Annotated in this window: 16 protein-coding genes; 9 read left to right on the forward strand and 7 right to left on the reverse strand. The window is 70.3% G+C overall.

Translation table 11 applies throughout. The annotated features are described in order from the left end of the window. Positions 1 to 18: 18 nt before the first annotated feature. Genes RY94_RS03125 through betT form a run of 3 tightly spaced genes read right to left on the reverse strand, consistent with a single transcriptional unit; the run spans position 19 to position 5,284 of the window. Complete coding sequence (locus tag RY94_RS03125) at positions 19 to 1,638, reverse strand: GMC family oxidoreductase (RefSeq protein ID WP_043441723.1); 1,620 nt, start codon at positions 1,636 to 1,638, stop codon at positions 19 to 21. Then, entirely contained in the window at positions 1,635 to 3,149 is a 1,515-nt protein-coding gene (locus RY94_RS03130; RefSeq protein ID WP_043441726.1) for an aldehyde dehydrogenase family protein, read from the reverse strand. Before RY94_RS03130 ends, RY94_RS03125 begins: the two co-directional genes overlap by 4 nt. Beyond that, the gene (gene betT / locus RY94_RS03135) at positions 3,146 to 5,284 is read right to left on the reverse strand and encodes a choline BCCT transporter BetT (protein WP_043441729.1); all 2,139 of its coding nucleotides are present in this window, start codon (positions 5,282 to 5,284) and stop codon (positions 3,146 to 3,148) included. Before betT ends, RY94_RS03130 begins: the two co-directional genes overlap by 4 nt. Positions 5,285 to 5,602: 318 nt before the next feature. Between betT and clpB the strand changes: the two genes are divergently transcribed. Further along, positions 5,603 to 8,227: an ATP-dependent chaperone ClpB gene (gene clpB, locus RY94_RS03140; RefSeq protein WP_043441733.1), complete on the forward strand. Its 2,625-nt coding sequence runs from the start codon at positions 5,603 to 5,605 to the stop codon at positions 8,225 to 8,227. 62 nt (positions 8,228 to 8,289) lie between these two features. Here the strand turns inward: clpB and RY94_RS03145 are convergent, their stop codons facing one another. Then, entirely contained in the window at positions 8,290 to 9,501 is a 1,212-nt protein-coding gene (locus RY94_RS03145; protein WP_043441736.1) for a septum formation family protein, read from the reverse strand. Positions 9,502 to 9,799: 298 nt separating this feature from the next. Here RY94_RS03145 and RY94_RS17080 point away from each other — a divergent pair, with 298 nt between their 5' ends. Beyond that, entirely contained in the window at positions 9,800 to 10,039 is a 240-nt protein-coding gene (locus RY94_RS17080) for a DUF3073 domain-containing protein (RefSeq protein WP_082046016.1), read from the forward strand. A gap of 112 nt (positions 10,040 to 10,151) precedes the next feature. Here the strand turns inward: RY94_RS17080 and RY94_RS03150 are convergent, their stop codons facing one another. Together RY94_RS03150 and RY94_RS03155 are read right to left on the reverse strand one after the other, a co-directional pair. Continuing rightward, positions 10,152 to 11,312 carry an ROK family transcriptional regulator gene (locus RY94_RS03150; RefSeq protein ID WP_043441739.1) on the reverse strand — a complete coding sequence of 387 codons (1,161 nt, stop codon included), beginning with the start codon at positions 11,310 to 11,312 and terminating at the stop codon, positions 10,152 to 10,154. 85 nt (positions 11,313 to 11,397) lie between these two features. After that, positions 11,398 to 12,456, reverse strand: a complete 1,059-nt coding sequence (locus RY94_RS03155) for a LacI family DNA-binding transcriptional regulator (protein WP_231554393.1) — start codon at positions 12,454 to 12,456, stop codon at positions 11,398 to 11,400. A gap of 215 nt (positions 12,457 to 12,671) precedes the next feature. Between RY94_RS03155 and RY94_RS03160 the strand changes: the two genes are divergently transcribed. Genes RY94_RS03160 through RY94_RS03175 form a run of 4 tightly spaced genes read left to right on the forward strand, consistent with a single transcriptional unit; the run spans position 12,672 to position 17,906 of the window. Next, positions 12,672 to 13,922 (forward strand): extracellular solute-binding protein, encoded by a 1,251-nt coding sequence (locus tag RY94_RS03160; protein WP_043441741.1) that lies wholly within the window; start codon positions 12,672 to 12,674, stop codon positions 13,920 to 13,922. An 8-nt stretch (positions 13,923 to 13,930) separates the two neighbouring features. Further along, entirely contained in the window at positions 13,931 to 14,878 is a 948-nt protein-coding gene (locus RY94_RS03165) for a carbohydrate ABC transporter permease (RefSeq protein WP_043441744.1), read from the forward strand. Further along, the gene (locus RY94_RS18295; protein ID WP_043441748.1) at positions 14,878 to 15,567 is read left to right on the forward strand and encodes a carbohydrate ABC transporter permease; all 690 of its coding nucleotides are present in this window, start codon (positions 14,878 to 14,880) and stop codon (positions 15,565 to 15,567) included. Before RY94_RS03165 ends, RY94_RS18295 begins: the two co-directional genes overlap by 1 nt. Before the next feature lie 2 nt (positions 15,568 to 15,569). After that, entirely contained in the window at positions 15,570 to 17,906 is a 2,337-nt protein-coding gene (locus RY94_RS03175; RefSeq protein WP_052273877.1) for a beta-glucosidase family protein, read from the forward strand. A 55-nt stretch (positions 17,907 to 17,961) separates the two neighbouring features. Here RY94_RS03175 and RY94_RS03180 read toward each other — a convergent pair whose 3' ends face one another. Next, positions 17,962 to 18,261 (reverse strand): hypothetical protein, encoded by a 300-nt coding sequence (locus RY94_RS03180; protein WP_052273878.1) that lies wholly within the window; start codon positions 18,259 to 18,261, stop codon positions 17,962 to 17,964. Positions 18,262 to 18,569: 308 nt separating this feature from the next. Here RY94_RS03180 and RY94_RS03185 point away from each other — a divergent pair, with 308 nt between their 5' ends. The 3 genes from RY94_RS03185 to RY94_RS16585 all read left to right on the forward strand — a co-directional run bounded on the left by RY94_RS03185 (position 18,570) and on the right by RY94_RS16585 (position 21,865). Continuing rightward, positions 18,570 to 18,872 carry a hypothetical protein gene (locus RY94_RS03185; RefSeq protein ID WP_043441752.1) on the forward strand — a complete coding sequence of 101 codons (303 nt, stop codon included), beginning with the start codon at positions 18,570 to 18,572 and terminating at the stop codon, positions 18,870 to 18,872. A 148-nt stretch (positions 18,873 to 19,020) separates the two neighbouring features. After that, the gene (locus RY94_RS03190) at positions 19,021 to 20,127 is read left to right on the forward strand and encodes a fatty acid desaturase family protein (RefSeq protein WP_052273879.1); all 1,107 of its coding nucleotides are present in this window, start codon (positions 19,021 to 19,023) and stop codon (positions 20,125 to 20,127) included. A gap of 37 nt (positions 20,128 to 20,164) precedes the next feature. After that, on the forward strand, positions 20,165 to 21,865 hold the full coding sequence (locus tag RY94_RS16585; RefSeq protein ID WP_052273880.1) for an alpha/beta fold hydrolase: 1,701 nt from the start codon (positions 20,165 to 20,167) through the stop codon (positions 21,863 to 21,865). Positions 21,866 to 21,937: the final 72 nt, after the last annotated feature.

Genomic DNA, 21,937 nt, shown 5'->3' on the forward strand with positions numbered 1-21,937 from the left:
GGGTCCTGCCCGGTGACGCTAGGCGGTCGTGGTCGTCCGGACGGCGCCCGGAAGCACGCGCGCCCGCTTCACGAGGTCCGCGCAGCGCTCGCCGATCATCATGGTGGTGATGTTCGGGTTCACGGTGGTGAGCTCGGGCATGACCGAGGCATCGGCGACCCGCAGGTTCCGGATCCCCTTCACCCGCAGCTCGGGATCCAGCGGGGACAGGGGATCGTCGACCGCTCCCATGCGCACCGTCCCGGCCGGGTGGTAGACGGTGTTGTGCGTCGCGCGGACGTAGTCCCGGAGCTGCTCGTCGGTCTGAACCTCGGCCCCGGGGTACAGTTCCTGCCCGGCCCATTCGGCCATGGCCGGCTGCGCCACGATCTCTCGGGCCTTCCGGATGCCGGCGATCATGACGCGCATGTCGTGCGGGTCGGTGAAGTACCGCGGATCCACCATGGGCTTGTCCCGGAAGTCCCGGCTGCGGAGCCGCACCGTCCCGCGCGAGCGGGCGTGCGTGACGTTCGGCGTGAGGCAGAAGCCGTTCTCCGTGGTCGGGTAGCCGTGCCGCAGCGTATGCATGTCGAACGGCACCGATCCGTAGTGGAACATGAGGTCCGGGCGGTCGAGCCCGTCCTCGGTGGTGGTGAAGATCCCGATCTCCCACCACTGGGTGGAGGTCTGCGGCATGGGCTTCTTCGCCTCCCACTGGATCACGCCCTCGGGGTGGTCCTGCAGGTGCTCGCCCACGCCGGGGGAGTCGACGCGCACGCGCACGCCGCGCTCCTCGAGGTGGGCGGCAGGGCCGATGCCCGACAGCATCAGCAGCTTCGGCGTGTCGATGGCACCGGTGGACACGATGACCTCGCGTCGTGCGGTCAGCGCGTGTGTGCGCCCGAAGGCGCCGTCCACGACGTCGACGCCGGTGCAGGTGTTGTCCGCGTCGATGCGCAGTTCCCGCGCCCGGAGGTCGGTGAGCAGCGTGAAGTTGGGCCGGTCCGTGATCGGGTGGATGTAGGACACGGATGACGACGCCCGGGTGCCGTCGGCCTGCCGATTGATCTGGAAGAGGCCGGCGCCGTTGATGACCGTCCCACCCGTGTTGAACCTCGTCCGCGGGATGCCGGCCTGCTCGCATGCGTCCAGCAGCGCCTGCCCGGAGGGGTCCTCCGGGGGGATGTTCATCAGGTGGACGGGGCCGCTGTCGCCGTGGTGGGGGGCGTCGGGCCCGGCGTCCTCGTTCTGCTCGAGCCGCTTGTACAGCGCGTAGGCCGTCTCCGCGTTCCAGCCGGTGGCGCCGAAGCGCTGCTCCCACTCGTCGATGTCCTCGCGCGGCGCCCAGAACGCGATGCACGAGTTGTGGCTCGAGCAACCGCCCATGACCCTGGCGCGTGAATGGCGCATGAAGGAGTTGCCGTGCTCCTGGGGTTCGATGGGGTAGTCCCAGTCGTACCCGGATTCCAGCAGTTCCATCCACCGGTCGAGGCGGAGGATGACCTCCTTGCCGCGGTCGTCCGGTCCGGCCTCGACGAGGGCCACCTCGACGTCGGGGTCCTCGCTCAGGCGGGCAGCGACGGCCGCGCCGGCGGATCCTCCGCCGACGACGATGTAGTCGAACGCGGTCTTCTGCAGCTGCTCTTCGGGGGTACTCATGCGGATTCCTCCTCGATCCGGGCGTCGAACCAGCCCGTGACCGCCGGGTCGATGTTGTGGTAGATGTGCTTGGCCTCCTGGTATTCCGCGAAGCCGGTGGGGCCGAGCTCGCGACCGACGCCGGAGTGCTTGAAGCCGCCCCACTCCGCCTGCGGCAGGTAGGGGTGGAAGTCGTTGATCCAGATGGTGCCGTGGCGCAGGCGGGCCGCGACGCGCTGGCCCTTGCCGGCGTCCTGGCTCCACACCGCGCCGGCAAGCCCGTAGTGGGTGTCGTTGCCGAGCTCCACGGCCTCGTCCTCGCCGTTGAACGTCTCCACGGTCACGACGGGGCCGAAGGCCTCGTCGACGAGCACGGACGAGCCGCGCGTGACCTGGTCGAGCACGGTCGGCGTGTAGTAGAAGCCGGTCTCGAGCTCGCCTTCGCCCCAGGTCCCGCCACAGCGCAGCCGGGCACCCTCCTCGATGCCCTTCTGCACGTAGGCCGTGACCTTGTCCCGGTGGGCGGCGGAGATCAGGGGGCCGGTCTCGCTGGCCTCGTCGAACGGGCCGCCGAGCCGGATCTGCTGCGCACGGCGCACGAGTTCGTCGACGAAGCGATCGGCGATGGGCTCCTCGACGAGGAGCCGGGCGCCCGCCGAGCAGACCTGGCCCGAGTGCACGAACGCGGCGTTGAGGGCGTTGTCGAGGGCGGCGTCGAAGTCCGCATCGGCGAAGACGATGTTCGGGTTCTTGCCGCCGAGTTCGAGGGCCACCTTCTTGACGGTGCCCGCCGCGGCCGCGGCGATGGTGCGCCCCGTCTCCAGGCCGCCCGTGAAGGACACCATGTCGACGTCGGGGCTCTCGGAGAGCGGCGCGCCGACCACGGCGCCGGGGCCGAGGACGAGGTTCGCGACGCCCTTCGGGAGCCCGAGCGTGTCGAGGACGTCCATCATGAGGATGGCGGTCGAGGGCGTGAGCTCGCTGGGCTTCAGCACGATCGAGCACCCGGCGCCGAGCGCCGGGGCGATCTTCCAGGCCGCCTGCAGCAGCGGGTAGTTCCACGGCGAGATGAGGCCGCAGACCCCCACGGGCTCGTAGACGATCCTGCTGACCACGCTGTTGTTGCCGGCGTCGACGATGCGGCCCGCGTCCTGCCCGGCGAGTTTGCCGAAGTACGCGAAGCAGTCGGCGATGTCGCTCATGTCCACCTCGCTCTCCACGAGGCGCTTGCCGGTGTCCAGGGTCTCGGCCCGTGCGAACTCGTCCTTGCGGGCACGCAGTTCAGCGGCCACCTTCAGGAGGAAGTCGCCGCGCTGCGGGGCCGGCACCGACGCCCACTCGCCGCCGTCGAACGCCCGGCGCGCGGCCGCGATGGCCCGCTCGGTGTCCTCACGGGTGCCCTCGGACACCTCGGCGACGAACGAGCCGTCCGCCGGGCAGCTGATGGTGCGGGTGCCGCCGTCGGATGCGGGTACCCACGCGCCGTCGATGAACAGGGTGGCCGGCGTCGTCCCGGTCGGTGTCTCGGTCATTTGGTGTCCTCCTGGTGTGCGAAATCGGATTCCCAGTTGTCCCTGGCCGACTGGTCCTCGGCGAAGGCCGTGTTGCCCGGCGCCGCCCGGTTCAGGTGCAGGAACTCGAGGTGGGTCTCGTAGTGGTCCAGGACGTCGGTGATGACCTGGTCCGTGCTGTAGCCCGCGAGGTCGTAGCTGTGGCTCCCCTCGAGGGAGAAGACCTCCATGCGGTAGTACTTGGCCTCCGTCGACGCACCGCCGCGCGCATAGGACGGCACGTCGTACTGGACGGGGTAGATCTGGTACTTGAACGGACGCTCGTCGCCGAGCTCCACCAGGAGATCCACGTGGCGGATCCCGCAGGGCTCGACGATGCCGGTCGCGAGGCCGACGTCGGCACCCTGCGCGAGCAGTTCGTCGTGCACCTCCTGCAGCGCGGGAAGCGCGACGGTGTCCACGAAGTGGTTGGCCTGCCGCGGCCCCGGGTAGCTCATGGCGCGGCTGAGTCGCTGCCGCCAGGTGCGCGAGGAGGTACCGCCCGTGCTCCGCCCCGAGATGATGCCGGGCAGGCTCGCACGGTAGCTGTCCGCGAGCGAGTTCTCCACCCGCAGGGCCCGATACAGGCCGAGCATGATGAACAGCAGCAGGATCGACAGCGGCAGCCCCATGATGATCGTCGCGTTCTGCAGCGTCGTCACGCCGCCCACCGTCAGCATCGCAAGCGTCAGCAGGCCGGTCACGAGGGCCCAGAAGACGCGCAGCCACTTGGGGCCGTCCGCCTCGGGGTCCTTGAGGTGGCTGGTGAAGTTCGCCATGACCAGTGCCCCCGAATCGGCGGAGGTCACGTAGAAGAGCAGGCCCGTGAAGGTCGCGACGCCGATGACGAGGGGCGCTGCGGGGTACTGCTCGAGAAGGCCGTAGAACGCCCGCTCCGGCTGGGCCATGGCCGTCTCCCCGAACGCCGCATTGCCGTTCATCACGATGTCGAGGGCGCTGTTCCCGAAGATCGAGATGAACAGCAGGATGAAGGTGAAAGGGACCAGCAGGGTCCCCAGGACGAACTGCCGGATGGTGCGGCCGCGGGAGATGCGGGCGAGGAAGAGCCCCACGAAAGGCGCCCAGGCGATCCACCAGGCCCAGAAGAAGAGCGTCCAGCCCTGCAGCCAGTCGCCGGGCCGGTCGTAGGCGAAGGTGTCCAGCGTCATGGCCGGGAAGCGGCTGAGGACGTCCCCGGTGTTCTGGATGATGCCGTCGAGCAGGAAGCTCGTCTTCCCGCTGAGCAGGATGAACACCATCAGCGCCAGGGCGAGGAGGACATTCAGCTCCGCGAGCCGCCGGATGCCCTTCTCGACGCCGGAGAGGACGGAGGCGGTCGCCATGACGACGGCGACGGCGATCAGACCGATCTGGACGGAGACGTTCTCGGGCAGGCCGAACATGAGCCTCAGGCCGTAGTTCAGCTGCACGACCCCGATGCCGAGCGAGGTGGCGATGCCGAAGATGGTGCCCAGGAGGGCGGCGATGTCCACGCCGTGGCCGAGCGGGCCGTCGACCTTCCTGCCGAAGATGGGGTACAGCGCGCTGCGGATGCTCAGGGGCAGGTTGTGCCGGTAGGCGAAGTAGCCGAGGGCGAGGCCCATGAGCGCGTACAGGGCCCAGCCGGTGATGCCGTAGTGGAAGAGCGTGAGGACCATGGCGTGCCGCGCGGCCTCGACGGTGCTGCCGTCGCCCTGAGGGGGAGCCAGGTACTGCGTCACGGGCTCGGACACCGAGAAGAACATGAGGTCGATGCCGATACCCGCGGCGAAGAGCATCGATGCCCACGTGAACATGCTGAACTGGGGTTTCGAGTGGTCCGGGCCCAGTTTGGTCTTGCCCACCCGGGTCAGGGCGAGGACCAGGACGAAGACCACCACGAGGGTGACGATCAGGAAGTAGTACCACCCCATGTTGGTGGAGACCCAGGTGACCAGCGATCCGATGACCGCCTCGGCGCCCGCCGCGTCCGCGATCGCCCAGGCGGTGATCGCGAGGATCCCGGCGGCCGATCCGATGAAGACGGTCCAGTTGACCCGGGTCCTCGGGGTATCGGCGGCCGTGGCGTCACCGCCTCCCGTGTCCGTCCCGGGCGGAGCGTCGGCTGTCTGACTCATGTCGTCCCTCTCGTCGGCGCCACGTCGTGGCGCTGTTCGTGCGGGCGGAATGGTACGGGCGAGGCAGGCCCGGATGCGGGCAGGCGGCGACCGTCGACATTCGCCGTGGGCCGTCAACGCTACGGGAATCACACCGGGGGCCGGGAAAAAGTTGATGTCGATCACATCTGGCCCGGTTGCTTCCCCGTGCCCTACGGTGCCGTCCGCAGCGGACGGCACGGCGCCCGCGGAGCCGGAATACCCCGGCGACGCCGAAAGTTGAGTCGAGTACACTCAAGGTGTCACCAGGATCGTCACCGCACCGGAAAGGAACCGCGCGTGGATACCAACTTCACCACCAAGAGCCGTGAGGTCTTGTCAGCTGCTGCAATGAACGCGTCCACGGCGGGCAACGCCCAGATCGAGGCGCCGCATTTCCTCAAGGCGCTGATGGACCAGCGGGACGGCATCGCCGTCGCCCTGCTGCGGGCGGCGGGCGCCGATCCGGACACCGTGAGCGTCCAGGCGAGCGCCGCGATCAAGGCCCTGCCGTCGTCGTCCGGTTCGTCCGTGGCGCAGCCGCAGTTCTCGCGCGGCGCCCTGCAGGTCGTCAGCGCCGCGCAGCAGGAAGCGGAGACCCTCGGCGACCAGTTCGTGTCCACCGAGCACCTCCTGCTGGCCCTGGCGGCCGACGGGGGAGCGGCGGGCGGCATCCTGCGGTCCGTGGGGCTCACCCGCGAGGCGCTCGCCGCGGAGCTGCCCGGCGTGCGGGGCGAGAAGCGTGTGACGACGCCGGACCCCGAGAACACGTTCCAGGCGCTGGAGAAGTTCGGGGTGGACCTGACCGAGGTGGCCCGCAGCGGCAAGCTCGACCCGGTCATCGGCCGCGACGCCGAGATCCGCCGCGTGGTGCAGGTGCTCAGCCGCCGCACCAAGAACAACCCCGTGCTCATCGGCGAGCCCGGCGTCGGCAAGACCGCCGTCGTCGAGGGACTGGCGCAGCGCATGGTCGCCGGGGACGTCCCCGAGTCGCTCCGCGGCAAGCGGCTCATCAGCCTGGACCTCGGGTCGATGATCGCCGGCGCCAAGTACCGCGGCGAGTTCGAGGAGCGCCTGAAGGCCGTGCTCGAGGAGATCAAGGGCTCCAACGGCCAGGTGGTGACCTTCATCGACGAGCTCCACACCGTGGTGGGGGCCGGCGCGTCCGAGGGCTCGATGGACGCCGGCAACATGCTCAAGCCCATGCTGGCGCGCGGTGAACTCCGGCTGATCGGCGCGACGACGCTGGACGAGTACCGCGAGAACGTCGAGAAGGACCCGGCGCTGGAGCGCCGGTTCCAGCAGGTCTACGTGGGCGAGCCGTCCGTGACGGACACCATCGGCATCCTGCGCGGGCTGAAGCAGCGCTACGAGGCACACCACAAGGTCTCCATCGCGGACTCCGCGCTCGTCGCCGCGGCCACCCTCTCCCACCGGTACATCCCCGGACGGCAGCTCCCGGACAAGGCGATCGACCTCGTGGACGAGGCCGCGTCGCATCTGCGCATGGAGATCGACTCGGCCCCCGTGGAGATCGACGAGCTGCGCCGCTCCCTGGAGCGCATGCACATGGAGGAGATGGCCCTGTCCCGCGAGAAGGACGAGGCGTCCCTCGAACGGCTGCACGCCCTGCGGGCCGAGATGGCCGACCGCCAGGAGGAGCTCGACGCCCTGAACGCACGGTGGGAGGCGGAGAAGGCGGGCCTGAACCGCGTGGGCGACCTGAAGGCCTCCCTCGACGGGCTGCGCTCACAGGCCGACCGCGCCCAGCGCGAAGGCGACCTCGAGACGGCGTCGCGCATCCTGTACGGCGAGATCCCGGGCGTGGAACGCGAGCTGCGCGAGGCCCAGGCCGCCGAGGAGCAGACGGCGACCACCCCCGAGCTCATGGTCGCCGAGGAGGTCACGGCGAACGACATCGCCGAGGTCATCTCCGCCTGGACGGGTATCCCGGCCGGGCGCATGCTGCAGGGCGAGAGCGAGAAGCTGCTCGCCATGGAGCAGGTCATCGGCGCGCGGCTGATCGGCCAGCAGCGGGCGGTCTCCGCGGTGTCCGACGCCGTCCGGCGCGCCCGGGCCGGAGTCTCGGACCCGAACCGCCCCACCGGGTCCTTCCTGTTCCTCGGGCCCACGGGCGTGGGCAAGACGGAGCTCGCCAAGGCCCTCGCGGACTTCCTGTTCGATGACGAACGCGCGATGATCCGGATCGACATGTCCGAGTACTCGGAGAAGCACTCGGTGGCCCGCCTCGTCGGTGCCCCTCCGGGCTACGTGGGCTACGAGGAGGGCGGCCAGCTCACCGAGGCCGTGCGGCGCCGCCCGTACAGCGTGGTGCTGCTGGACGAGGTGGAGAAGGCTCACCCGGAGGTCTTCGACCTGCTGCTGCAGGTGCTCGACGACGGGCGGCTGACCGACGGCCAGGGCCGGACCGTGGACTTCCGGAACGTCATCCTCGTGCTGACGTCCAACCTCGGCTCCCAGTTCCTCGTGGACCCGTCCCTCGACGACGCCGCGAAGCGTGCCGCCGTGATGTCCGCGGTGAACGCGAACTTCCGGCCCGAGTTCCTGAACCGGCTCGACGACGTCGTGGTCTTCGATCCCCTGAGCCTCGAGGAGCTCTCGAGGATCGTCGACCTCCAGGTCAGGGCCCTCGGCGACCGGCTGCACGATCGCCGGCTCGAGCTCGACGTAACGGCGGCGGCCGGCGAATGGCTTGCCCTCACGGGGTTCGACCCCGCGTACGGCGCACGTCCGCTCCGCCGGCTCGTGCAGCGCGAGATCGGTGACCGGCTGGCGAAGGGCATCCTCGCTGGCGAGATCGTCGACGGCGACACCGTCCTCGTCGACCGTCCCGCGCCGGACGTGGACGCCCTCGGCGAAGCCGGACCCGAGGCCGGGGGCCTGCTGGTCCACGCCGTCCGCTGACCGGGGCGCGGGGCCCGGGGTGCCGGGCGCGTCCCGTTCCGTCCGCGTGCTCCGGGGTCCCTTCAGGGCGTCAGCAGGCTCTGGCTGACGGCTCCGCCGTCCTCGACGACCGCGAAGCAGTCCACGCGGCGGTCCCCGTCCGCCCAGGTCCCCTCCGTGGGCGTGGCGCGCAGGAGCGTGACCCGGAGGTCCTCGGTGACGACGTCCGGGTCGATGCCGGAGGACGCCGCCGCGCATGCCGCCTCGGCGCGCAGGCCCAACTGGTCGCGTCCCGGGAACGCGGCGTCGTCGGCGTAGTCCTCGCTCGCCACGAGCTGCGCGTTGTGCGGCTCCGAGCAGTCGACCAGGACGGCCTCCTCCGTGATGTCCGTGAACTCCGCCAGGCATTCGCCGGCCGCGAGCGACGACGGATCCACGCGGTCCTCGTCCTCCGATCCGCCCAGCAGCGAGAGCAGCAGCCAGACGAGGAGCCCGAGCAGCACGACGGCGCCGCCCACGAGCAGCAGGAGCGGGACGATGCTGCTCCCGGACCGGGTCCTGTCCCGTGTCGGCTGCGGCTCGGCCGTCGATCCGCTGTTCTCCGGCACCGGACCGCCGCCCTTTGGCGCCGGGACCCGGCCTGCGGGGGCCGCGGAGTCCCGGGGGTCCGCGACCGGCTCCTCGGGGGATCCTCCGGTGATCCCCGGTGCCGAGGAGCGGATGCGTCCCCGGCCGATGCCGGGGTCGAGGCGGGGGTCGAAGCCAGGGTAGGGGCCGGGATCGCCCGAGCCGGTTTCGCCGCCCTCCGGAGGGAAGGCGTAGGGGCCGCCGATCGCCCCCTCCGCCGTGACTCCCGCTGCTTCCGTCCTGTCGTCCGCTCTGCCTCCCGTCGTGTCTTCCGCGCGGTCCGCCGCATCACCGGCGGCTCCTCCCGCGGGCGCCGAGCCGGCGGGAGCGGCCTCGACGGACGGGGCACCGGGCGGCAGCGGCCCGCCCACGAGGGTCCCCGCCTTCGCGGCCTCGGCGGCCACGGCGCGGGCTTCGGCGGCGGCATCGTCGAGGGAGGCCGCCTCCGCGACCTCCGGACTGATCTGCGCCGGTTCGAGGGCGGGTTCCGCGAGGTCGAGGGTGTCTGGGGATACCGTCAGCTCGGGCTCCAGCGTGTCGGCGGAGATATCCGGGTCCTCGAGGACCACGGTGTCGGGATCGAGCACGGCGGTGCTCTCGGGTTCCTCGGTGCCGTCCGGTCCGGGTCCGTGCCCGGGCTCCCTCGGCGCCTGCTCCTCGTTGCTCATGGTGGGCTGCTGCCTCCTCGCACTCCTGGTGCCGGATGGTCATCACCATGGCCGGCGCTCCGACGTGGAGTCGACTCTATCCAAGATCGCAGGCTCGGAGACGGCCCGGCGAAAAAACCTGCGCCGCGGACGGTGCGCCGGTGGGCGGCGGGGTCTCGGCGGCCGCGCACTCGGGTCCCCTCGAAAACATGTAACCTATACTTACGACAAAACGACCAAATAATCCGGGGCCTCGCTGCAGCCTTGGGCCTCGCGCCCCAGTGACCACCTCGGATCGACGCACAAAGGGGGTCACGCCATGGGGCGCGGCCGTCAAAAGGCAAAAGCAACCAAGCAGGCCAGGGACATGAAGTATTTCAGCCCGGCCACGGATTATTCGGCACTGCAGCGAGAGCTCACAGGCCCGGGTAGTCGTGCATCCACCCGACGTACCGAACCTCTCGAGCCGGTCGAGCCTGACTATTCGGAGTATGCGGACAAGTACGCCGATGAGCTCGACGACGACGGCGAGGAGGGCGGCTCGCGCCGCACCGGCTGACCGCGATCGGCCGGTCCTCCGTGGACTGGGACGTGAACCACCCGGCGCATCGCCCCTTCGGGGACGGTGCGCCGTTCTGCGTGCCCGGGCCCCGGCCCCTGGGCGGCAGGCATCAGGCCGGTGAGGCGAGGAGGGGCTGGAAGGCCAGTTCCGCGGCGCCGACGAGCAGGAGTTCCGGTCCCAGGGCCGCTCGCCGCACCGTCACACGGCCGGCCAGCGAGCCCGCATTGACGGCTTCCGCGAGCTGACCGCCCCGGAAGCCGACGAGCGACCCGAGGAATCCGCCGAGGACGATCAGCTCCGGGTCGAAGACGTTGACGAAGTCCGTGAGCGCGACGGCGAGCAGCCCCAGCTGCCGGTCGGCCTCCACCCGCACGGCGTCGGGCGGGTCGTCCGACAGCACCCGTTCGAGGGCCTCGATGCCTCCGCCGTCCAGGCCGGCCGCCTCGAGCAGCCGCTCGAGGCGGACCTCGGCGTCGAGGCAGCCCGCACGCCCGCAGTGGCATGCCCGGCCGCCCGGGCTGACGAGCGTGTGGCCCAGTTCGCCGCCGTACCCCCGGCTGCCGACCAGCTGCGCGCCGCCGCTCACGATGCCGCCGCCGATGCCGCTCGCGCTGCCGTTGAGGTAGACCGCGTCGTCGACGCCGAGCGCCGCGCCGAAGATGCTCTCCGCGAGCGAGCCGAGGGAGGCGTCGTTCGCGGCCACGGTCGGGAGTCCGAGGGCGCTGCCGAAGGGGCCAGTGAGGTCGGCGTCGTGCCAGCCGAGGTGCGGCGCGACGAGCACGCGACCCGTGCCGGCATTGACGAGCCCGGGCAGCGCGATCCCCGCGCCGAGCACGCGGTCGAGTCCGGCCAGGGTGGGCCGGAGGCCGGCCACGATCTCCTCGGTGAGCCCGACCGCGTCATCGAGCGAGGGGATGCCCCGGGTCTCCCGGCGGACCCTCGCGTGCACATGACCGCCGAGCCCGATGACACCGACGGTCAGGGCGTCGATGTCGGGGTTGACGGCGATCACCGCGACGGCCGGGTTCGCCTGCACGATGGGGCTCGGGCGGCCCACCCGGCCGCCGACGGCCGGGTCCGACTCGCGGACGAGGTTCTTCTCGGTGAGCGCCGAGACCAGGGCGCCCACCGTGGAGCGGTTGAAGCCGCTGCGGCGGGTGACGTCGGCCCGGGAGAGCGGGCCGTGGCGGTGGACCATCGTCAGGATCTGGGAGAGGTTCTGCGCGCGCAGGCCCTCGGTGCCGTTCGCCCCGCCGGGTAGTGACCGCACAGTCTCGGGTTCTCCTTCGTCCTGCAGGAGCCTCCTGCGCGTTGCCTCGCCCTATCGTATCCAGCCGCTGCCGGGGTGCCGCCGGTCAGGCGCGCTGCTGTGCCGGTCGGGCTGCCCGGGCGCGGGCCGCGGGCGGCGCCGCGGTGCTCTGGCGCACCACCAGGCTCGTGGCGAGGTCGAGCCGGAGATTGTTCGGTCGTTCGCCGTCCCGCAGGCGCAGCACCATCCGCGTGGCCTCCTCGGCCATCTGGATGAGCGGCTGATGCACCGTGGTCAGGGCGGGGCTGGACCACTGCGCCAGCTGCAGGTCGTCGTAGCCCACGATCGACAGCTCCTCGGGGACGCGGAGCCCGATCTGCCGGGCGGCGTCGAGCACGCCCAGCGCCTGCAGGTCGCTGCCGGCGAAGATCGCCGTGGGCGGGTGGGGGCCACGCAGCAGCGAGAACGCGTGGTCGCGTCCGCCGTCGACATGGAAGTTCCCGTACCTGATGAGGTCCTGGTCGATCGGCAGGGAGGCCATGCCCATCGCGGACCGGTAGCCGTCGATGCGCGCGAGGGAGCACATCATGTCCTCGGGCCCGCTGATCGCGGCGATCCTCGTGTGTCCGAGGTCGATGAGGTGGCGCGTGGCCATCATCCCGCCCGCCCAGTTGGCGGAGCCCACCGACGGGACGTCGGGGGAGGGGTCACCCGCAGGGTCGATGATGACGAACGGGATGGAGCGGGCGTCGAGCTTGCGGCGGAAGTCCTGCGGCAGGTCGGAGAACACGAGGACCACGCCGGCGGGCCGCCGGGACATCACGCCCTCGATCCAGTCGGGCCCGGGGGCGTGCCGCGTCCCCGTCTCGGTCAGTACCACGCTCATGCCGTGCTCGCGGGCCACGTTCTCCACCCCGCGGATGAGCTCGAGCGCCCAGGCGCTCTCCAGCTCGTGGAACACGAGTTCGACCAGGCCGGCCTTGGCCGCGGAGACCTTGCGCCGCCGGTAGCCGTGGTCCTCGAGGAGCTCCTCAACTTTCGCCCGGGTTGTCGGGGACACGTCGGCGCGTCCGTTGAGCACCTTCGAGATCGTGGACAGCGAGATGCCGGCTGCCGTTGCGAGCTGGGCGAGGGTGACACGCGGTTCTTTGGCCGGAATCGACATGACCCACAGCATACCCCCGCCCTCTTCCGCGGTTCGGGCTGCCGCTCTGCGCAGAATGTGACCGGCTGCACAGCAGGTCATGCGCATCGGCATGAGCGCTACATACACTCAACGCATCACATAACTTTCGGCTATATTGTCAAAACTTTCGAGAGGCGTTCAACGATGAACAACCGAACCTGGATGTCCCGCAGTCCCGCGGCACCGCGGTCCTGATGCTGGGCTTCACCCTCGCGGGGTGCGGTGGCCGAGGCGGTGACGCGTCAAGCCGACCCGAGAACGAACTGCATCTGGCCGTGTACGGCGACGCCAGCAACAGGGTCGAAGAGGCCATGGTGGCGAAGTTCAACGAGACCTCCGACGTCAACATCGTGCTCGACACGATTCCCGGCGCGGACTACCAGACCAAGCTGCAGACCATCATCGACACCGAGTCTGCCCCCGACATCTTCTTCGACTGGGGCGGTGGAAGCATCGCGAACTTCGTGGAGGCCGACCTGCTCATGCCTCTCGACGACTTCATCGAGGAGGACCCGCAGCTGAAGGAGGCCTTCCTGCCCTCCGTCTTCGAGACGGCCGTCATCGACCACAAGAGCTACGGCATCCCGATGCGCGGTACCCAGCCCGTGATGCTCTTCAACAACTCCGAGGTCCTGGAGCAGGCCGGCATCGACGCGCCCCCGGCCACCTGGGACGAACTGCTGGACGCCGTCGAGAAGCTGAAGGCCGCGGGCGTGACCCCGATCGCGCTCGGCGGCGCGGACCAGTGGCCCACGCAGATGTGGTTCCAGTACGTGTTCGACCGCGTCGCCGGCGAGGACCTGTTCCAGGCCGCGCTCGACGGCGACACCAGTGTCTGGGACTCCGAGGAGAGCCGCGAGGCGCTCGGCAAGCTGCGCGAACTGGTCGACGCCGGCGCCTTCGGGACCAACTTCGACTCCGTGAAGTTCACCGACGGCGGGTCGCCCACGCTGCTCTCCAGCGGCCGGGCAGGCTTCGAGCTCATGGGCTCCTGGGCCTACGCGACCCACCTCGACGCGAACCCCGAGTTCGCGGAGAACGTGCTCAGCTACAGCGAGTTCCCCGCGATCGAGGGTGGAGAGGGAGACCCCGCCAACCTCGCCGGCAACACGAACAACTTCTACTCGGTCCACAAGGACACCCGCTACCCCGACGAGGTGGCCGAGTTCCTGAAGCTCATGTACTCGGACGAGTTCGTGCAGGAGCAGATCGCCATCGGCAACCTGCCCACCACCACCAACACGGAGGAGTTCCTCGACGAGGCCTCCAACCCCGAGTACGCGAAGTACCAGTTCGACCTCGTGAAGGATGCCCCGCACTTCCAGCTCTCCTGGGACCAGGCCTACCCGCCCGAGGCCACGGTGACCATCCACACCGCCATCGCGCAGTTCTTCAGCGGCCAGATCGATGAAGACGGCTTCATCAAGGCCATGCAGAGTCTGTAGGACACACCATGACAACGCTTGCAACGCGCAGGCAGGCGACGCCGGGCGGCTCCACACCGAGCCGCCCGGCCCGTCGGGGCGCCTCCTCCGTGGGGCGCCCCGGCTTCGCCTGGGCCCTGCCCGCCACCATCTTCTTCGCCCTCTTCGCCCTCGTGCCGCTGGCAGCGGTCGCCGTCCTGTCCTTCACCTCGTGGAGCGGCCTCGGCGACCCCGAATTCGTGGGGCTCGAGAACTGGAAGACGCTGATCGCCGATCCCGTGATGCTGAAGAGCCTCTGGCTCAGCCTGCTGTTCACCGTCCTCGGTGTCGTCACGCAGACACCGCTGAGCATCCTGCTCGGCGTGTGGGCCGCGGGCAACCAGCGCAACCGCGCCGTCCTCAGCGCCATCTACTTCATCCCGCTGCTGCTCTCCTCGGCGGCGATCTCCGTCCTGTGGCGTGCCCTCCTCGATCCGAACTTCGGCATCCCGGGCCAGCTGCCCTGGCTCTTCGGGGACGGCAACCTGCTCGGCACGCAGGCCGGCGCGATCGGCGTCCTGATCTTCGTCGGCATGTGGCAGTTCACGCCCTTCCACACCCTGATCTACCAGGGCGCGGCCAAGGGCATCCCGACCGTCCTCTACCAGGCGGCGTCGATCGACGGCGCGGGCACGGTGCGGCAGTTCTTCTCCATCACGCTGCCCCAGCTCCGCAACACGGCGATCACCTCGATCATCCTCATGGTGGTCGGTGGCCTGACGACCTTCGAGACCGTGCTCATCCTGACCAACGGCGGGCCCGGCACGGACACCACGATCACCGCCTTCTACATGTACCAGCAGGCGTTCCAGAGCTTCGACTTCGGCGTCGGCAGCGCGATCGCCCTGGTGCTCGTCGTCGTCGCCACCCTGATCTCCCTCGTGGTGGTCAAGGTGTCCGGCTACGACAAGATGAACAGCTCGCTGGAAGGCCTGTGATGAAGACCCGCCCCAATTACCTCGCCGGCATCGGCTCCGTCGTCTGGCTGCTGATCGTCGCGATCCCGCTGTACGTGATGCTCTCGGGCACCTTCCAGACACGGGAGGAGTTCGGCGACAACGGTCCGCTGTCCTTCCCCACGAGCTTCACGCTGCAGAACTACGCGGACGCGATCACGAGCGGCTTCGGCCGGTACTTCCTCAACACCGTGGTGGTGACGGTCGGCGTCGTCGCGATCGTCCTGCTGCTCGTCCCGCCGCTCAGCTACGCGATCGTGCGCAGCCAGAGCAGGGCGGCGTCGTTCGTGTTCCGGTTCTTCCTGCTGGGCCTCGCCATCCCCATGCGCGACATCACGGGCGAGCTGTACGAGGCGATGGCGATGGACGGCGCGAGCCCCGCGCGCGCCTTCTTCCGGCTGGTGGTCCCGCTGTCCAAGGGCGGGATCTCCACGATCGCGGTCTTCTCCGCCCTCCAGGCGTGGAACGGTTTCCTGTTCCCCCTGATCCTGACCCAGTCCGAGAGCACCCGCGTGGTGACCCTCGGCCTCTTCAACTTCCAGACCCAGTACGGCATCAACATCCCGGGGCTGCTCGCCGCGGTGACCCTCTCGATGGTGCCCGTCCTGCTCGTCTACCTCTTCGCGCGGCGCGCGCTTGTCCAGGGCCTCATGGGCGCCGGCGGAAAGTGATCATGACCGAGACAACACTGAACGACGCCCCCTGGCAGGACACCACCGCCGCCCCCGCAGACCGCGTCGGGGCCCTGATCGGGGAGATGACCCTCCGCGAGAAGGTCGCCCTACTGGTGGGCGTGTGGGTCGGCGCCAACACCGAGGGCGGCGAGGTGGCCCCGCACCAGCACGAGATGAACGAGGCCGTGGACCTCGACGAGCTCATGCCCCACGGCCTCGGACAGCTGACCCGACCCTTCGGCACCGCCCCGGTGGAACCCGGCCTCGGTGCGCTGTCCCTGCGGCGCACGCAGGAGCCGATCATCGCGGCGAACCGCTTCGGCATCCCCGCCCTCGTGCACGAGGAGTGCCTCGCCGGCTTCGCCGCCTGGAAGGCGACGGCGTACCCGGTGCCCCTCGCCTGGGGTGCCACGTTCAATCCTGACCTGGTGCGGCGCATGTCCTCCGCGATCGGCGCCGACCTCCGCTCGGTCGGCGTGCACCAGGGACTCGCCCCCGTGCTCGACGTCGTCCGCGACGCCCGCTGGGGCCGGGTCGAGGAGACCATCGGCGAGGACCCGTACCTCATCGGCACCATCGCGACCGCATACGTCCAGGGGCTCGAGCGGGCCGGCGTCGTCGCCACGCTCAAGCACTTCGTCGGCTACTCGGCGTCGAAGGCGGGCCGCAACCTCGCCCCCGTGTCCGTCGGCGACCGTGAGCGGGCGGATGTGCTCCTGCCGCCGTTCGAGATGGCCATCCGCGAGTCCGGCGTGCGGTCGGTCATGCACGCGTACACGGACATCGACGGCGTCCCGACGGCGGCCGACGCGTCCCTCCTCACCGCGCTGCTCCGCGAAACCTGGGGCTTCGACGGCACCGTGGTGGCCGACTACTTCGGCATCGCGTTCCTCAAGGAACTCCACCGTGTGGCCGCGACCCTCGGCGAGGCCGCCGGGGCGGCCCTCACCGCGGGGGTCGACGTCGAACTGCCCACCATCCACACCTTCGGGGAGCACCTGATCGCCGAGATCGACGGCGGCCGGCTCGACGAGGGCCTGGTGGACCGTGCGCTCCGCCGCGTGCTGCGGCAGAAACTGGACCTCGGCCTCCTCGACGCGGACTGGTCGCCCGTGCCGTCGGCGCTCGCGGGCGGCGGTACGCCCGTGGTCGACCTCGACTCCCCGGGCAACCGGTCCATCGCCCGCGAGCTCGCCGAGCAGTCGATCGTCCTGGTCCGCAACGAGGGCATCCTCCCGCTCGCCGCGGTACCCCGCATCGGGCTCATCGGGCCCAACGCGGACACGCACCGCGCCTTCCTCGGCTGCTACTCGTTCCCGGCGCACGTCGGCGAGCAGCATCCCGACGTCGCGATGGGCCTCGTCATCCCGACGGTCGCGGAGGCGCTCCAGGACGAGTTCCCGGACAGCGACATCACGATCGCCGCCGGGTGCACCATCGACGGGACAGCGACCACGGGCTTCGACGAGGCGCTCGCCGTCGCGCAGGGCTCCGACGTCGTCGTGGCCGTCCTCGGCGACCGTGCCGGGCTGTTCGGTCGCGGCACGAGCGGCGAGGGGTGCGACGCCGAATCGCTGGACCTCCTGGGCGTCCAGCAGCAGCTCCTCGACGGGCTGCTCGCGACGGGGAAGCCCGTCGTCGTCGTCCTGCTGACCGGGCGGCCGTACGCGCTCGGAGCGGCTGCGGGCGGCGCGGCCGCGATCGTCCAGGGCTTCTTCCCGGGGGAGGAGGGCGCTGCCGCCGTGGCCGGGGTGCTCAGCGGGAGGATCAACCCGGCCGGGCGCCTGCCGGTCAGTATCCCGGGATCGCCGGGCGCCCAGCCGTCCACCTATCTGGCCGCACCGCTCGCGCAGGCGAGCGGGGTGTCGAACATCGATCCGACGGCGGCCTTCGCCTTCGGCCACGGGCTCGGCTACACCGGGTTCGCCTGGTCGGACGCAGGAACCACGGCGGACACCGCCGCGACCGACGGCGAGGCGGGCGTCCACGTGACGGTCACGAACACCGGGGGGCGCGACGGCGTCGAGGTGGTGCAGCTGTACCTGCACGATCCGGTGGCGTCCGTCGTCCGCCCGGTGCAGCGCCTGATCGGCTACGCGCGGGTGGCCCTCGCCGCGGGCACCTCGGCGCGGATCGCCTTCACGGTACCGGCCGACGTCACGTCCTTCACGGGCCGGGACGGCGGGCGGATCGTCGAACCTGGCGCGATCGAGCTGCGGTTGGGGGCGTCGAGCAGCGATCTCCGCGCGGCCCTGCCCCTCACCCTGACCGGGAGCACGCGGACCGTGGACCACACGCGCCGGCTGCACTGCGACGTGCAGGTCACGGCGCTCTGACGGGAGCCGTCCGAGGCCGAGGCCGAGGCCCGTGACCGCTCCGGCGGGCGCGGGCCTAGTCGTCGTCCGGGCTCCTGCCGGAGGGGGCTGCGGGCCGGTGCTGGTCCGTGGACGGACCCACCACGTAGTGGGCCCGGGGCCGTCGCGGGAGATCGTCGATCAGCTCGTTCAGGGCCAGCGCGACGGTATTGCCCTCACCCTGCGGGATCGGGAACATGCCGTGCAGGTAGGCGTCCAGCTCGAACTCCGTGAGGTAGCCGCCGATGCTGAAATAGTGGAGCCAGAGGTCGCCGGCGGTCAGCTCCGCGTGATGTGCTGCGAGCCAGGCGCTGTGCTGCTGGGTCTGTAAGGTCATCTCAATGCCTGCTCGGGCTTCGACCGGGAAACGAGTCATGTCCGTGCTCTTGAAAACACCACCGGGGAACCGGAAAAGCCCCGGGCGGACACTTATTGCAAGCCAGCTTACCTTTTGGTCGAGGGCGCCGGTGGAACGATCCGGATATTAGTAAGCCGTCTTGCTATTTCCGATCGCAGGCCGTAGCGTTGTGGGGGTAGAGCGGCCGTAGAGAACACTGCGGATCCTCCAGCTCACAAACCCATGGACGAGCCCGATCAGGGCGTCCATCGCCGTATACCGGCCCCCTTACATTTCAGGAGCATCTCTTGGCTAACACCAACGCGCACAACAACACCCACTCCAGCAACACCAACACTGGCGATCACGCGGCCGACACGCGCCGCTCGACCGAGACGAAAGCCTCGACCAAGACCACCGAGTTCTTCGCCTACATCGCGATGGTCCTCGCCACGATCGTCACCTCGGTGATGGTGGGTAATGGCGAGGGCGGCGGCGACGACATCTTCGACGGCCGTGACGCCATGCAGCTGATCACGTACCTGACCATCGGTTACATGGTGGCCCGTGGCCTGGCGAAGTCCGGAAGCCGCGAGCACTACAGCGCATAGCCCGCATCGTCATCCCCGTGTCGGAGGTCCTCCGGCACGGGGATGACCTGTATCCCGCGCCCCTGCCCGCTCGATCCTGACGGCCACCGGTCGGCGCCACCGCCGACACCGATCCACCCAGCACCCATCACGACCGCCAAGGACACCCATGAGCGATCTCGCCGTCCCGCCCTCCACGCCCGCAGCAGCCCCGCGTTCCGTTCGTCTGTCACGGCCCAATGACGTGGTGGCGTCGTACTCGGTGCTGCTGAAGCAGGTCCGCAAGGAAGGCCTGCTGACCCGGCGGCGCGGCTTCTACATCAGCGTGTTCGCGGTCCTGGCCCTGGCCATGGGGGTGGCCTGGACCGGCTTCGCGCTCCTGGGCGACACCTGGTTCCAGCTGCTCGTCGCCGCCGTCCTCGGCATCCTGCTCACGCAGGTCGCGTTCCTCGCCCACGAAGCCTCCCACCGCCAGATCTTCGCCAGCCGTCGCGCCAACGACTGGTCCGGGCGGATCCTCGCCGCCGGCGTCGTGGGCATCAGCTACGCCTGGTGGATGGACAAGCACACGCGCCACCACAACGACCCCAACACCCGCGGCAAGGACCCCGACATCGAGGTCGACACCATCTCCTTCCTCGAGGAGGACGCCGCGAAGGCCCGTGGCCTCCAGGCCTGGATCACCCGCCGCCAGGGCTACCTGTTCTTCCCCCTGCTCACCCTGGAGGGCATCAACCTCCACGCCCGCTCCATCGCCACCCTCTTCGCCCGCCGCACCATCCCTGGCCGGTGGGCCGAACTGGCGCTCCTCGGCGTCCGGTTCGGCGCCTACCTGGGCGTCCTCTTCTGGTTCCTGCCCGTCGGGATGGCGTTCGCGTTCCTGGGCGTGCAACTGGCTGTCTTCGGCCTCTACATGGGCGCCAGCTTCGCCCCCAACCACAAGGGCATGCCCGTGGTGCCGAAGGACAGCACCCTGGACTTCTTCCAGAAACAGGTGATGACCTCCCGCAACATCCGCGGCGGTTCCTTCATCAACAACGCCTTCGGCGGCCTGAACTTCCAGATCGAACACCACCTCTTCCCCGACATGCCGCGCCCGCACCTGCGCCGCGCCGCGGTCATCGTGAAGGAGCACTGCGAACGCCTCCGGGTGCCCTACACCGAAGTCGGCGTCACCGCCTCCTACACCGCCGTCATCACCTACCTCAACCGCGTCGGCCTCGCCGCCCGCGACCCCTTCGACTGCCCCACCCTCCATCGCTACCGCCGCCCCTGAGCCACCGATCCCGACCCACTGGACCACCGTGAATCCCATGCACCCCACTCCCACCCTCGATGACGGCGCCGCTGCCGGCACCGCGGACGTCGCAGCCCTGCCGGTGCGCGGCGCCCTGACCTGCCGCGTGCATCGCGCCCGGCAGGCACCGGACCCGGGGTCCCCGCGCCGGCTCTTCGTGCTGGTGCACGGGCTCGGGATGTCCCACCGCTACTTCGAGAGGCTGCAGCGCACGCTCATCGGGCACGGCGACACCCTCGTCCTGGATCTTCCCGGCTTCGGCGGGACGCCCACCCCGGACCATCAGCTCGACGTCGAGGCGTACGCGGCGGTCATCGCCCGGGTGCTGGACGAGGAGGGCGTGCAGGACTGCGTGGTGATCGGCCACTCGATGGGCGCCCAGTTCGTGACCGAGCTCGCCATCGGCCGGCCCGATCTCGTCTCCCGGCTCGTGCTGATCGGGCCGGTCACCGACTCCGCACGCAGTTCGGTGGGCCGGCATGCCCTCATGCTCGCCGCGGACACGCTCGTCGAACCCCCGGTCAACAACCTGATGGTCGGATCCGCGTACGCGCGATGCGGGATCCGCTGGTACCTGAAGGAACTGCCGGTCATGCTCGGGTACCGGCTCGACGACAGGCTGCCCCTGGTCACCTGCCCGGTTCTGGTGGTCCGCGGCACCCTCGACATCATCTCGGGCCATGACTGGTGCGAGAGACTCACCCGTACGGCACGGCACGGCCGCCTGGTCGAACTCCCGGGCCGGCCGCATGCCGCGCACAGGGGAGGTGCCGTGGACATCGCTGCCGCGATCCTCGCGTCCCTCCCCGACCACGGGGAACGGTTCCGGGAGCCGGCGCAGGCCGATGCCCCCCGGCAGGAAGGGCGGACGCCCACCCATCTCACCCGCACGGTGCATACCTACCCGCAGGGACCGCACCCGTCCGGGGAGGTCATCGAGATGCGGAGCGTCACGGTGCAGGACAGGCAGTGCCGCTCCTACCCCGACGCCCACGGCTCGTCCGCCGGCCGCACCGAGCCCGACGGCGGGGCATCCCCGCCGGTCTTCGTGCTGATCCACGGCATCGGCATGTCCCACCGGTACTTCCGTCGGCTCGGCGCGCTCCTCTCCGCCGACGGCGAGGTGCACCTCATCGACCTGCCGGGCTACGGATGGACGGGGCGACCGGCGCACGCGACGACCAACGAGGGCACGGCGGAGCTCATCGGGACACTCCTCGACGAGGCCGGCGCGTCGTCCTGTGTCGTCGTCGGGCATTCAATGGGGGCGCAGAGCGCGACGGAACTGGCCATCGAACGCCCGGACCTGGTCTCCCATCTCGTGCTGATCGGAGCCGCCGTGGACGCCGAACGCCGCACCGCCCGCCAGCAGGCCCTGAGGCTGGGCGTGAACTCCATCTTCGAGAAGCCGCTGCTGAGCACGGTCCAGTTCCTGGACGTCCTGCGGTGCGGCCCGCGGTGGTACGTCACCCAGCTCGGACTCGCGATGAGCTATCCGCTCGAGGACCGGCTGCCCCGGGTGGAACAGCCCGTGCTCGTGCTGCGCGGTTCACGCGACGTCGTCGCCGGCGCCGCCTGGTCGGACCGGCTCGCACGCACCGCGCGGCGGGGCGAAGCGGCCACCATCGACGGCGCACCCCATGCCGCCCATCACAGCGCCGCCGGCGCCGTGGCAACCGCCATCGCCGGCTTCCTCCAGCGGCGTCGGACCGGGTGATCCGCGGACCGGCTCTACCACGACCAGGTGGCGGGCGGACCGGACCGGCCGTGATGATCGGTGGTGGGTCCG

It is taken from the genome of Arthrobacter sp. L77 (assembly GCF_000816565.1).
Classification (GTDB): domain Bacteria; phylum Actinomycetota; class Actinomycetes; order Actinomycetales; family Micrococcaceae; genus Arthrobacter_D; species Arthrobacter_D antioxidans.